This is a genomic window from Aquirufa sp., assembly GCF_044239315.1.
Taxonomy (GTDB): domain Bacteria; phylum Bacteroidota; class Bacteroidia; order Cytophagales; family Spirosomataceae; genus Aquirufa.
Genome location: NZ_JBIIBQ010000025.1, coordinates 13,398 through 25,358, shown reverse-complemented (window position 1 = coordinate 25,358; position 11,961 = coordinate 13,398). Strand labels below are relative to the sequence as shown.

The window sequence follows — 11,961 nt, the reverse complement described above, 5'->3', positions numbered from 1 at the left end:
GGCAAAAAAGAGGCCTAACGCAATTTATTCATACAAGTCCAAAATCGCCTTTTCGTGTTTCGCGAAAATGGCTTTGCGCTTTAATTTCAAAGTAGGGGTGATTTCTCCGTCGGCCACCGTGAACAAGCGCGGCAATAGAACGAATTTTTTCACCTGTTCGTATTTTGCCACCGAGGCCATCGTTTCTTGAACTTCTTGTTCGAGTTTAGCAATCACTTTCGGGTTTTTGATCAATGCTTCTGGGCCATTTACGCCTAAACCTTGTTGATCTGCCCAAACTTGTAAGGCATTAAATTCTGGGATGATAAGCGCAGAAGGGAATTTTTGGCTTTCACCTACGACCATACATTGCTCAATAAAGGCCGATTCTTTTAGCTTGTTCTCCACTAATTGTGGTGCTACGTATTTGCCGCCCGATGTTTTAAAGATTTCTTTCTTGCGATCCGTAATCTTCAAGTATTTACCATCCACCATCGTTCCGATGTCACCGGTGTGGAACCAACCTTCTGAATCAATCGCTTCGGCTGTGGCCTCTGGATTTTTATAATAACCGACCATTACAGAATCTCCTTTTACACAAATCTCCCCGTCTTCTGCAATTTTTAATTCGATACAATCAATTAACGATCCTACGCAGCCCACCTTAAAATCAATCGGCTTAACTCTTGATACAGAAATAACAGGTGATGTTTCTGTCAAACCATATCCTTCCGAAACAGGGATACCTGCTGCCCAGAATACACGAGATAAACGAGGTTGCAATGCCGCAGAACCAGAAGCGATCAAACGCACATTTCCGCCCAAAGCTTCCCGCCATTTACTAAAAATAACTTTTCGGTAGAAGGCTAATTTTAGTGAATCTATCAAACCTAATTTCTCCATTGGATCGAACTTCAATCCAAATTCCAAAGCACCAAAGAAAAGTGTCCGTTTGATGCCGGTAAGCTCATTTCCTTTGGCCAAAATCTTATCGTATACTTTCTCTAATAAACGAGGAACCGAAGCAAACATCGCGGGCTTCACCTCGCGAATATTATCCGCAATCGTCTCCATACTCTCCGCATAATAGACCGAAACACCGTAATACATATACATGTAAATGTCTGTACGCTCATAAATGTGGCATAAAGGCAAGAAACTCAAGGCACGATCGTCAGGTAAAAGATCAAAGAAATTACCCCTCACTAAAGATTTTACATTGCTCACAATATTGTGATGGGTTAACATCACACCTTTAGGGCGTCCGGTCGTACCCGAAGTATAAATCAAAGTCAATAAATCACTTGGTTTAACCGCATCCATCAAAGGTTGTAAAGCAGATGGATCTTTACCTTCGCCTAATTCCTTTACTGACGTCCACATTTCTACATCAGCCACCGGATCAAACGTGTAGATACCTTTAATCAGCTTATTTCCTTTAGCTGCTTCCTTTGCTTTTAAATACAATTCCTCGTTTTCACAAAAGATGTATTTCACCTCAGCATCTTTAAAAATATAGTCATAATCCTCAATAGTAATCGTAGGATACATAGGTACAGTCACACCACCTATAACTTGAACAGCAAAGTCTACAAAATTCCATGCAGGACGATTTCCAGAAATGATCGCAATTTTATCCCCTGGCTTAACCTTGAGTTCTAATAGACCTAATGCCAAAGTCTGAATGATTTCTAATGTATCTGAAGTGGAATAATTTTTCCATTCTCCATCTCTCTTTCGATTAAAGATATCAGCCTTTTGAAAATTTTTGTAAGCGATTAATAAATCGAAGACGCGGGTAAATTGTTGATGAACCATTTGTTTGAAGGGTTTAGAAGCGGCAATTTAGCCAAATTGTATTAAATATAGTTCTTTTTGCATCTAAATTACTTATCCACAAGTTATCCACAAGTGAATGAGTGATTTAATCTTTTTTTATCTGGTATAAATAATTTTTATACCTAAAATATCAAAAAAGCACCAAAAGCTCTTTTCAATATTAAAAACTTATCCACACACATAAATTAAAAAAAGAAAAATATATTTAAATCTCTTTTTTGTTTCTTTTTGTTGTTCTCTGTGGATAAGTGGATAAGTCTAATTTGTGTTTGTAAGTACTTGATATGAGTAAGTATTGTCTAATCAAAAGGTATTGTGTCTTTGTGGATAAGTGTCTAACAACTTGTGGATAAGTCTAAAGTTATCCACACAAGCTAGGCGAGCTCTGAGTTTATACACAATGTATGCAGGAATTTGTGGATAAAATGTGGATAAAAAAGGCACTTATCCACACAGTTATGGGGTATTTATCCACAAGTCCGTTAATTGAAAATTGGCCTTTAACTTGATCTTATTTTCGAAGAAAAAGACGTCTTCTGGCTTCTTTTTTGTTTTGTAGTCCCCTATATCCCAGGTTCCATTTCCGTTTGAATCAATAATTACACGCAAAGTATAGATGCCTGGCTCTACGTTTTTGAAAAAACAAGGCCCTGTAGACTTTTGTTCATAGGCTTTTTCTAGGTTATCGCCTTTCAATAGTTGATAGATATAATGTCCCGCCTTGCGAATACCTCCCTCGATGGTACCCGTTTCCTCTGGGTCTAATCGGGTAATTTCCTGTTTGAATTCCTGAGTAGAGTCTGCTTCTGGGCCCACAAAGGCGTATTTATCCAAGGACAACGAAAACTTTTCTTGTGAAGGCAAAAAACTACTTTTAATGGTCAAGGCGGTCTGTAACTTATTCCAGCTGAAGGCATCGTCGGGGAATGTTAAGTCGTCTTCGTTCGCCGTTAAAATGTGTACCTTATTCGAAACCCACTGCAATACGGGTTTAGGGAAAATAATTAGAATAGAGTCGCTTAAAACGATTTTAGACCCATTTTTAGGAAATACATCAAAACTCAATGGGATGTTTGGCGCCTTTTCTTTTTTTACTAATTCTCTAAATTTTGTTTTTAATTTAAATGTTGTTTTGCGTCCAATCGAATCTTCGAGAGCCGCTTCTATGCCGATTGTATCGGCCTTGTTTAGGTCTCCCGCGTATATACGTAAGTTCCTGTCATTCTCGATTTGATATACCGGTTTTTGCGAAGATGAAAATTGTAAATCAGCCGACTTAATTCCACGCGAAAACTCGTATAATACCGTTTTTGCGGTAGAGGTGGTCTTGCTTAATTTTAAGGCATCTTGATTCTGAAGTGCAATTTTAAAATCTCTTTTCTCGTTTTTTTGCAGGTCTATATACGGCTCTGTTATGAAATCTACGGCTTCTTTAGCTGAATTATAGAGCAGGTTGTTGTTCCCATCTTCAAAGGCGGCCATATAATATTTTCCTGCCGCCAGGTTTTCTAATGTATAAATACCTGAGGTATCCGTTTTAACAAAGTAGTAGGGCTTTGCCTTGTCGATACTTAATGTGTCGTTATATGGATAAAGTCCAACCGTAATATTATTTGCCTTTTTGTTCGTGAGCAAACGCTTCACTTGCCCCTCGATTTTTAAAGAATCGATCAGATTAGATGTGCTAAAAACTAGTTTAATGTTTTTTCCGGGATTGCGTTCAGATACATCCTCCACCGCATTTCTAAAGTTAAACGTGTAGGTGGTGTTGTTTTTTAGAGCGCTATCTAATTCCAGCGTTAGGCCCATGGGGCGTATTCGGGTTTCGTAATTTCCGATGGATGGTGTGATTAATAACTCTTGATTTAAACCCTTGATTGTGACGTATTCGCTGAAGTTTAATTCAATTTTTCTCCCCTTGTAATTTTTGCTTTTATTTAACGGAGTGGAGCTCACAACCACTGGGGCTAAGGTATCCTTTTTGCCGCCGGGAGGCGAGGCCATTTGGGCGCAACTTTGTAGGAAAACCAAGCTGATGCCAAGCCCCCAAAAAATAAACAACAAGCTGAATTTCAAGTAATTACGCATGTTCAAAAATGTATAAATTGCTCGAATAATTAGGCTTGCCTACCATCGCTCGTAGGTTAGAAATCAGGCCAATAAAGAAAGATTTAATCAGTCTTTTGTTGCCTGTCTTGTATTCGTTGCTTAGTAAAGAAATGTAAAAGCTATCAAAGATTAGCCCGCGGCTCTTCTTTAATTTAAAACCGTATTTCCCCGCTATCGCGGTGATCGTGGCTGGTGTGAAATGGTAGATGTGTCGTGGAACATCGTAAGCTGCCCAGTATTCTTCGAAATAATTCGCGTCGAAGGAAGCCGCGTTAGGCAAGGCTAGCAATAGTTTTCCGTCTTTATGTAAGCGGCTTTTGAAGAAGTTAAAATAGTCATCCAGCTCGTAGACATGTTCCAATACGTGCCACAAAGTGATTACCTGAAATTGTTTTTCTGGATCGATTTCTACTAATGATGGCGCGATGGTAAGCCCCGTTAATTTAGCCGCTCTAGCCGCCGTTTCTGGATCTAATTCCAAACCATTGATGTTCCAGCCCTTCTCTTTTGCAGCAGCTAGAAAATGTCCGTTTCCGCAACCTATATCGAGTATCTCTTTATTAGCTTTTTTATCGGGTTCGATCCAATTCAACTTAGACTGAAGCGTAAGCTTGCGAACGGCATGGTAGAGCCTGTTCACAATACCCTCATTGGTATCACTATGTGAAATATAGGCGCTCGCATGGTAGTAAGGTCCAGCTTCATTCGCGGCCGGCCTTGGGTTTGTGTAGATCAAAGAACAAGCATCACAGCTAACGATGTGAAATTGCTCATTCGATACGGTGTAATCTTTAGCCTTAAATTTTAAGGTCGAATTAGGCGATCCGCAAACGGGGCAGTTTTGTATATTTTCCATTAGCGTCCCATGAATAAAAGAAGAATTGAAACGTCTGATGCTGACACGCCGGAGATGCGACTTGCTTGTCCGATAGTTTGTGGCAAAATTGATTTCAATTTGATGCGCGATTCTGTTGAAAGCGTTTTGATCTTATCGTAGTCAAAATTAGCAGGAATCGACAAGTCTTCCATCGAACGCATTTTGTCCACCATCAATCTTTCCTTTTCAATATAGCTTTCGTATTTCACTAAAATCTCCACCTGCTCGCGGACCTCTTGAGAATAGTTTCTCACGATAGGCTCGATGCTTGGGTGTGTCGCAATTCGATCGAAAGACAAATCTGATCTTCTCAGCAAGTTGACGATAGGCGCACCCTCTTTTAATAAAGCGCTTCCCTCCTGCTCTAACCAGTCGTTCACTTCTTTTGGTTTTACTTTCGTGTTTTTGATTTCTTCTGTCAAAGCCGCGACTTGCGCCTTCTTCTCTTGAAATCTATTCCAACGTTTTTCTGTCGCTAAACCTAATTGATATCCTTTTGCCGTTAAGCGCTCGTCCGCATTGTCTTGTCTAAGCAAAGTTCTGAACTCAGCACGCGACGTGAACATGCGATACGGTTCGTCTGTTCCTTTGTTGATTAAATCATCGATTAATACGCCGATGTAAGCATCCGAACGAGATAAGGTGAACGGATCCAATTCGTGTGTTTTTAAATGGGCATTAATTCCAGCCATTAAGCCTTGGCATGCGGCTTCCTCGTAACCTGTGGTCCCGTTGATTTGCCCGGCAAAAAATAGACCACTTACTCGTTTTGTTTCCAAAGTCGAAGTCAATTGGGTAGGCGGGAAATAATCGTATTCGATGGCATAACCCGGGCGGAACATCTTCGCTTTTTCAAATCCAGGGATTAAACGAATTGCCTCGAATTGGATGTCTTCCGGAAGCGATGTTGAAAAGCCGTTGACATAAATTTCCACCGTGCTCCATCCCTCCGGTTCTACGAAAATTTGGTGTGAATCTTTATCTGCAAATCGGTTGATTTTATCTTCAACGGATGGGCAGTAACGTGGACCTAAACCTTTTATTCGACCGGCGAACATGGGTGAACGGTCGAAACCTTTGCGCAATACCTCGTGTACTTTCGTATTTGTGTGCGTTATCCAGCAAGAGCGCTGCTCCGTTAGCGGCGTTTCAGTTAAGTAAGAAAAAGAGCTAGGGTTTTCATCCCCCTTTTGTTCTTCCATCGCAGCGAAGTCCAAGCTTCTTCCATCAACGCGTGGCGGAGTTCCGGTCTTCATTCTGCCCGATTCGAAACCTAATTGTATTAACTGTTCTGTTAATCCAATTGCCATTGGTTCAGCCATTCGGCCTCCCCCAAAATTCTTCTCCCCAATGTGGATTAAGCCATTTAAAAAAGTACCATTTGTAAGTACGACTGTGCGAGCCGTGTATGTCATTCCCATGCGGGTGACGACTCCTTTAACTTCGCCTTTTTCAACAATTAATTGTTGAACGGAATCTTGCCAAAAATCTACATTCAAATTTCCTTCCAGCGCGTTTCTCCATTCTTCCGCAAAACGCATGCGATCCGATTGACAACGTGGTGACCACATCGCCGGACCTTTCGAACGGTTTAGCATTCTGAATTGAATCATGGTCTTGTCCGAAATGATTCCGGACATGCCGCCTAGTGCATCTATTTCTCTAACGATTTGACCTTTCGCTACACCACCCATTGCGGGGTTGCATGACATTTGGGCAATCGTCTGCATATTCATGGTCACTAGCAAAACACGCGACCCCATCTGTGCTGCCGCATAAGCTGCTTCACACCCGGCGTGTCCCGCTCCCACTACAATTACATCGTATGAATTTAGCATATCCTCGAATGTTTCACGTGAAACATTTAGTACTGTTTAATGTAAAAATCTTCCTTCTCGGTCATCAACGCTTTGTCCTCTTTCTTCTTGTCTTTGTAACCAAGCAGGTGTAATAAACCGTGTACCATTACGCGTTCTAATTCCGTTTCCGAAGTGCCTAATTTGTCTCCATTCTCCTTCACTCTTTCGATGGAGATAAAGATGTCTCCCTCGATTTTTTTCGGATCTTCAGAATTATCAAACGTAACAATATCAGTTAGCGTATCGTGATTCAAGTACTCTTGATTAATCTGTAATAGGTACTCATCAGAACAGAAAACATAAGTCAATTCCAGGATCTTTTTCCCTTCCTGTTTCGCCACCTCGTTTAACCAGGCTTTGTGTTTTAACTTCTCTTTTAAGGAGAATGTTATGTCTTCTGTGCAAAATTGAATCATGTGCGCGGTAGTAAACCGCGAATTTACGAAAAAGCATCCTCGAAATGCTCTATTTTAAAGGCTTGTGGATAAAAATTCACCGAAATGCTGTCAAAACGAATCTCTTGGCGCCATTTATGTTGGTATTGATAGGCACAAGCGGCCCTACTTATGAGCTGAATTTTGTTTTTGGTGATCTTCTGTTCCGGATGTCCATGTGTATTTCTGCGCAGGGATTTTACTTCAATGAAGACAAGTAGATTACCTTTTTTCGCGACAATGTCTATTTCTGCGCGCTTATATCTATAGTTTCTAGCCTCGATGGTGTAAGCGTTTTTTAGTAGATAGTCTACGCTAATTTGTTCGCCTAGTTTTCCTTGTATTATATGTTTTGCCATTATTGTATCTTTGTTTTAGGAAAGATAGCTGGCCGGTTTTTCGGAAGCTATCAGGTTTTTGATAAAGAATGAAGCAGAATAAAGAAGTCCAATTTGTTGATTTAAAACTGATAGAATACAAGCAAGCTTGGGATCTTCAGGAGTCTTTATTAAATCGCATAGCGGCTGTTAAATTATCGAACCGCGGACTTTCTGAGGATAGCAAAGAGATCACAGAAAACTTTCTTTTGTTCTGCCAACACCCACACGTATATACTTTAGGTAAAAGCGGCGACGAATCCCATTTGTTACTACAAGAGTCATTTTTATCTACAATTGGTGCTACCTATTTCAAGACGAATCGCGGTGGCGATATTACGTATCACGGACCCGGTCAATTAGTGGGCTATCCCATTTTAGATTTAGAGAATTTTTACACCGATATTCACTTGTATCTACGGATGCTGGAAGAAGCAATAATTAAGACTTGTGAGGGTTACGGTCTAGTAGCAGGACGCATTGATGGTTTGACGGGTGTATGGATTAATCCAACTCAGGAGGATGCGCGAAAGATTTGTGCGATGGGAGTAAAAGCGTCTCGTTGGATTAGTATGCACGGCTTTGCATTGAATGTAAATACGGATTTAAGCTATTTCTCGCATATTGTTCCTTGTGGAATTGCCACTCGTGGAGTAACTTCATTACAGCAGGAATTAGGTCAAAAAATGGATATTCAAGCAGTGTCGAACGTGGTCAAAAGCCATTTAGTTGACCTATTTAAAATGGAATTAGTAGATGTTTCACGTGAAACATTAAAATTTTAATCGCGATTCGTTCCACGTGGAACAAACAGAATGGATACTTTAAAGAACTTCAAGAATACCCTCTTCATAGACATTGAAACTTCGTCAGGAGTATCTGATTTTTCCCTTCTTTCAGATAAGATGAAAGAGTTTTGGGTAAAAAAGGCGAAGAATCTAGTAAATCCGACTAATATTAGCTTGGAAGAGATGTATTTCGAAAAGGCCCCTTTGTATGCCGAATTTGGTAAGATTATTGTGGTGGGAATGGGCTTTTTGTTCGTGAATAAGCAGGGCGAGATGGCTTTAAAAGTGAAGACCATCGCACATGCAGACGAAAAAACGCTTCTCACGGAGTTCATCTCCTTCGTAAATAAGACGTATAAGTCGAGAGAATTGACCCTGGTGGCTCATAATGGGAAGGAATTTGACTTCCCATATCTGTGCAGACGGATGTTAATTAACGGTTTGGAGATTCCGAAATCCTTGCAGCTTCAGGGGAAGAAACCATGGGAAATTATTCACCAGGATACGATGGAGATGTGGAAGTTTGGGGATAGAAGATCCTATACTTCGCTGGAATTGTTAGCAGAATTGATGGGTATTTCTGGGGCCAAAGCCGACCTTTCTGGAGACCAGGTGAACCGCGTATTTTACAAAGAAAATGGATTAGCTAGGATCAATGACTATTGCCTAGAAGATGTTATTGTGGTGGCGCAACTCTACCTACGTTTTCACTTTTTAGATCTAGTTGCGCCTGAAAATATTGTCAAATTATAATACTTTGGCTGGGTTGCCGAATACGCGTTTTGAAGCCGCGACATTCTCAATCACCACACTGCCCGCTCCTACTGTTGCGCTCTTACCTACCTTCACACTACCTACGATTGTCGAGTGAATTCCAACGTAGGCATTGTTTTCAATAATGGCTTCTTTACCTACTACTGAACCTGCTCCGATGGATGCGAAATCATTGATTTGTGCACCGGTTTCGATGATGGTTCCAGAGCCAATAATCACGTGATCACCAAGTTTTGTTTCAGGTAAAATTTGTGCGCCGCTGCCGATGAATACACCGTAAGAAAGACTTTTTACATCTGCGATGTTTGCTGATGGGTGGATTGCATTTACCGGTTTTACTTCGCGTTCTTCCAAGATCAATTCGATCATTTTCTTACGCTCGATGGGGTTTTCTAAAGCGACAAAAACGTTACAATTTTTACCAATCAGTTTGAAGTAAGACTCATCATCAGCCGTTCCTAAGACGGGAATTTCGCCGATGCTCGTGTCCTTTTTCTTTGGATCATCATCTAAGAACCCGTAGACCACCACATCATTTTTCTCAAAGATGTGGGCTACTTCTAGGCCAAAAGGATTAACTCCAATAATTATTACAGGTAAAGATGTCATTTAGGATTGTATTTTATGCGTGTAATCTGATAATTTGAAACTCGGTTTTCCGGCTTTCAAAAGGACTAATTCAGTGTAATTCTCGCCTAATGAGATGCTTGAATCAGGAGACAAATGTAAGTCTTTCCCGTCGATTTCTGTTAATCCATAGAAAGGAGACATGTCGCCGATGTTTTCTACTACCCAGGAATAATGGATATTTCCGTCGGTCATGGGTGTTTCAACTAGGTTAAATAAGACATCTGCGCGTACGGTTGAGCTCAATGGGGCGTCGGTTATTTTGATATCAACGATTGCTCTCTCATTCGTAGGAAGCGCTTCGTAGTTTGTAATGGATTCTGACGCATAGCTTCCGTCTGCGATGGCGCAAAATGCGTCGAGTAAAAGACAGGCGTTTAATTTGCGTAACGCGTGTTTTTCTAGGTCCCATCCTGCCCCACCGGATTCTAACAAAATAAGTCCATATCCACGAGACGAGAAAGTATCGCCAAAAGCTCGGGATTCATATTCGTCCGTCCACTTCGCTATTTTTCCGGGGATAAGGGGCTGGATTTGCAAAAGCATGCGGTTGCAGATTTGGCCGGCGCGTAGACGCGAAGGCGTCCAGGTTCCCTCATCGTCTCCTGTGGTTGCTAGGAAGGCAATGTGGGTTTGCTCTGGGTTGTTTCCTACAGAATATAAACGGTTTTGATCGTGTAGATTGAAGGCGAATTCAGGCTTGATTTCGTCTGCCCAGGCGGACAAAATTTGTGCCTCGACCGAGTTTTGTTTCGTTGCATCCCGGTTCATATCAATGCCTAGTGCCGTTTCGCGTTGCCATCTTTCCGCACCATCTGCATTTAAACGAGGAATGACGTGCAAAGTGATTTTCTGATGCAATTTTTGCTTAAACTCCTCACTCGGTTTACCTGAAGTGGATAATAAACGAAAAATATCGGCTAAAGCCATGGTGGCTGTGGCTTCGTCTCCGTGCATTTGTGACCAAGCAATGACTTGTATAGGACCTTCGCCCCATTTTACCTCGTGGATGGGTCTGCCCTCTTCTGTTTTTCCAAGTTCGCGAATGGCAAAATGCGAAGACCATTCGGTCATTAATTCCGACCATAAAGACGCTGAAAAGCGGCGTTTTGTTAGGCGATTTTCGCGGAAGGAGTCGTACTGTTCGAAGGCTTTTGTAAACATTAGTAAAGTGGTTTAGGCAAATAATCTGCCCAGGTTTGAGACGCAAAGATTCCTTTTTTTCCTGAACCAAACAAAACGATCAGGGTAATGATAAGATAGATGAACCAGGCGGATGGTCCGAATAGTTCTATGCCAAGGAAGGTGGCTGCCAGCGGAGTTTTGGCAAGACCTCCATACAAAGCGACGAACCCGATGGCCGCCGATAATCCTAAAGGGAACGAGAGCCAAGATGCAAATCCAGACGCCGCATGCGAGCCGATTAAAAATAAGGGTGTCGCTTCTCCCCCTTTAAACCCAAGACCTAAACTTAGGTTCGTGGCGAGTAATTTCCAAAGGGCAAAGTCGGGCGCAACAGCAGTAAAGGGTCGCAATAAAAATTCTGCACCGAGACCAGGAGTTTCGTGAAACACCGGGATGCTGAGGACTCCGAACAAAATCAAGCCCGCGAGAATCCCTTTTAGCGGACCTTGTACGGGGGATTTGTCGAATGCAGAAATTATAATCGATTCTGAGCGCTTATAGACAAGGGCGATTAGGGCTAAAAATAGGCCTAGGAGTGCTAATTTCGCATAAAATACAGCTGAAAAGGAAGGCAAAAAAATCGAGGGATAAGAAAGATGTTTTGTGCCGTACACGTGGAGACTCACATAATTCGCAAAAAAGGCGGCCAAAAGACAGGCAGGGATATGGCGAAAATTAATTTTGCCCACCACTCCTACTTCGAGTGCAAAGAAGGCGCCGGCTAGAGGTGTCCCGAAAATCGAAGCGAAGCCAGCGGCCATGCCGGCTTTAGAAAAAAGGTCTTTTGAGAAATCCGGAGATTCAGGAATTTTCTCCCCGAGTATTCTACCCATTGCTACCGCTACTCCTTCTCTTCCGACAGAGGCTCCGGCTAGATGGCTGAGCCAGGTAGTGGGGATGATGAGGTAGGCAGGAATTGGGAAGCTTTGGAAGACTAAACCTAAAATAGGCAAGGCGTATAAATAGGGTCCGTGGTGTTGAATCCAGTCAAGGCCGATCAAAAATAGCGAGGATAGGCTCCCTGTGGCAAAGGAGAGGGCGACCAATAGGCCTAGATTCAACAGAAATGCCTTAATGCGAGCCAAAACAATCGTATTTTTGTTTCAAAGGTAA

At 41.8% G+C, this 11,961-nt stretch carries 11 protein-coding genes; 2 read left to right on the top strand and 9 right to left on the bottom strand.

What is annotated here, in order from left to right; translation table 11 throughout:
- Positions 1 to 24: 24 nt before the first annotated feature.
- The 6 genes from ACILP5_RS09330 to ACILP5_RS09305 all read right to left on the bottom strand — a co-directional run bounded on the left by ACILP5_RS09330 (position 25) and on the right by ACILP5_RS09305 (position 7,456).
- Positions 25 to 1,797 (bottom strand): AMP-dependent synthetase/ligase, encoded by a 1,773-nt coding sequence (locus tag ACILP5_RS09330; protein ID WP_395618388.1) that lies wholly within the window; start codon positions 1,795 to 1,797, stop codon positions 25 to 27.
- 477 nt (positions 1,798 to 2,274) lie between these two features.
- A complete protein-coding gene (locus ACILP5_RS09325) occupies positions 2,275 to 3,906 on the bottom strand; it encodes an Ig-like domain-containing protein (RefSeq protein WP_395618387.1) in 1,632 nt (543 codons plus the stop codon).
- Entirely contained in the window at positions 3,899 to 4,783 is an 885-nt protein-coding gene (locus ACILP5_RS09320; protein WP_395618386.1) for a class I SAM-dependent methyltransferase, read from the bottom strand. Before ACILP5_RS09320 ends, ACILP5_RS09325 begins: the two co-directional genes overlap by 8 nt.
- The gene (mnmG, locus tag ACILP5_RS09315; RefSeq protein ID WP_395618385.1) at positions 4,783 to 6,642 is read right to left on the bottom strand and encodes a tRNA uridine-5-carboxymethylaminomethyl(34) synthesis enzyme MnmG; all 1,860 of its coding nucleotides are present in this window, start codon (positions 6,640 to 6,642) and stop codon (positions 4,783 to 4,785) included. The genes ACILP5_RS09320 and mnmG overlap by 1 nt, the downstream gene beginning before the upstream one ends.
- A 26-nt stretch (positions 6,643 to 6,668) precedes the next feature.
- The gene (gene ybeY / locus ACILP5_RS09310; protein ID WP_395618384.1) at positions 6,669 to 7,079 is read right to left on the bottom strand and encodes an rRNA maturation RNase YbeY; all 411 of its coding nucleotides are present in this window, start codon (positions 7,077 to 7,079) and stop codon (positions 6,669 to 6,671) included.
- Positions 7,080 to 7,102: 23 nt separating this feature from the next.
- A complete protein-coding gene (locus tag ACILP5_RS09305) occupies positions 7,103 to 7,456 on the bottom strand; it encodes a YraN family protein (protein WP_395618383.1) in 354 nt (117 codons plus the stop codon).
- Positions 7,457 to 7,524: 68 nt separating this feature from the next.
- Between ACILP5_RS09305 and lipB the strand changes: the two genes are divergently transcribed.
- Positions 7,525 to 8,259: a lipoyl(octanoyl) transferase LipB gene (gene lipB, locus ACILP5_RS09300; protein WP_395618382.1), complete on the top strand. Its 735-nt coding sequence runs from the start codon at positions 7,525 to 7,527 to the stop codon at positions 8,257 to 8,259.
- 30 nt (positions 8,260 to 8,289) lie between these two features.
- On the top strand, positions 8,290 to 9,015 hold the full coding sequence (locus ACILP5_RS09295; protein ID WP_395618381.1) for a 3'-5' exonuclease: 726 nt from the start codon (positions 8,290 to 8,292) through the stop codon (positions 9,013 to 9,015).
- Here ACILP5_RS09295 and ACILP5_RS09290 read toward each other — a convergent pair.
- The 3 genes from ACILP5_RS09290 to ACILP5_RS09280 are packed head-to-tail and all read right to left on the bottom strand — an operon-like array spanning position 9,010 to position 11,933.
- Positions 9,010 to 9,645 (bottom strand): acetyltransferase, encoded by a 636-nt coding sequence (locus ACILP5_RS09290; RefSeq protein ID WP_395618380.1) that lies wholly within the window; start codon positions 9,643 to 9,645, stop codon positions 9,010 to 9,012. The two genes, ACILP5_RS09295 and ACILP5_RS09290, sit on opposite strands and share 6 nt — an antisense overlap.
- Positions 9,646 to 10,827 (bottom strand): M14 family zinc carboxypeptidase, encoded by a 1,182-nt coding sequence (locus ACILP5_RS09285; protein ID WP_395618379.1) that lies wholly within the window; start codon positions 10,825 to 10,827, stop codon positions 9,646 to 9,648.
- Positions 10,827 to 11,933 (bottom strand): chloride channel protein, encoded by a 1,107-nt coding sequence (locus ACILP5_RS09280; protein ID WP_395618378.1) that lies wholly within the window; start codon positions 11,931 to 11,933, stop codon positions 10,827 to 10,829. The genes ACILP5_RS09285 and ACILP5_RS09280 overlap by 1 nt, the downstream gene beginning before the upstream one ends.
- Positions 11,934 to 11,961: the final 28 nt, after the last annotated feature.

What these genes read in the sequence shown, in the direction of transcription:
- ACILP5_RS09330 (WP_395618388.1), bottom strand. Translation starts at nt 1,797, where the DNA reads ATGGTTCATCAACAATTTACCCGCGTCTTCGATTTATTAATCGCTTAC.
- ACILP5_RS09325 (WP_395618387.1), bottom strand. Translation starts at nt 3,906, where the DNA reads ATGCGTAATTACTTGAAATTCAGCTTGTTGTTTATTTTTTGGGGGCTT.
- ACILP5_RS09320 (WP_395618386.1), bottom strand. Translation starts at nt 4,783, where the DNA reads ATGGAAAATATACAAAACTGCCCCGTTTGCGGATCGCCTAATTCGACC.
- mnmG (WP_395618385.1), bottom strand. Translation starts at nt 6,642, where the DNA reads ATGCTAAATTCATACGATGTAATTGTAGTGGGAGCGGGACACGCCGGG.
- ybeY (WP_395618384.1), bottom strand. Translation starts at nt 7,079, where the DNA reads ATGATTCAATTTTGCACAGAAGACATAACATTCTCCTTAAAAGAGAAG.
- ACILP5_RS09305 (WP_395618383.1), bottom strand. Translation starts at nt 7,456, where the DNA reads ATGGCAAAACATATAATACAAGGAAAACTAGGCGAACAAATTAGCGTA.
- lipB (WP_395618382.1), top strand. Translation starts at nt 7,525, where the DNA reads ATGAAGCAGAATAAAGAAGTCCAATTTGTTGATTTAAAACTGATAGAA.
- ACILP5_RS09295 (WP_395618381.1), top strand. Translation starts at nt 8,290, where the DNA reads ATGGATACTTTAAAGAACTTCAAGAATACCCTCTTCATAGACATTGAA.
- ACILP5_RS09290 (WP_395618380.1), bottom strand. Translation starts at nt 9,645, where the DNA reads ATGACATCTTTACCTGTAATAATTATTGGAGTTAATCCTTTTGGCCTA.
- ACILP5_RS09285 (WP_395618379.1), bottom strand. Translation starts at nt 10,827, where the DNA reads ATGTTTACAAAAGCCTTCGAACAGTACGACTCCTTCCGCGAAAATCGC.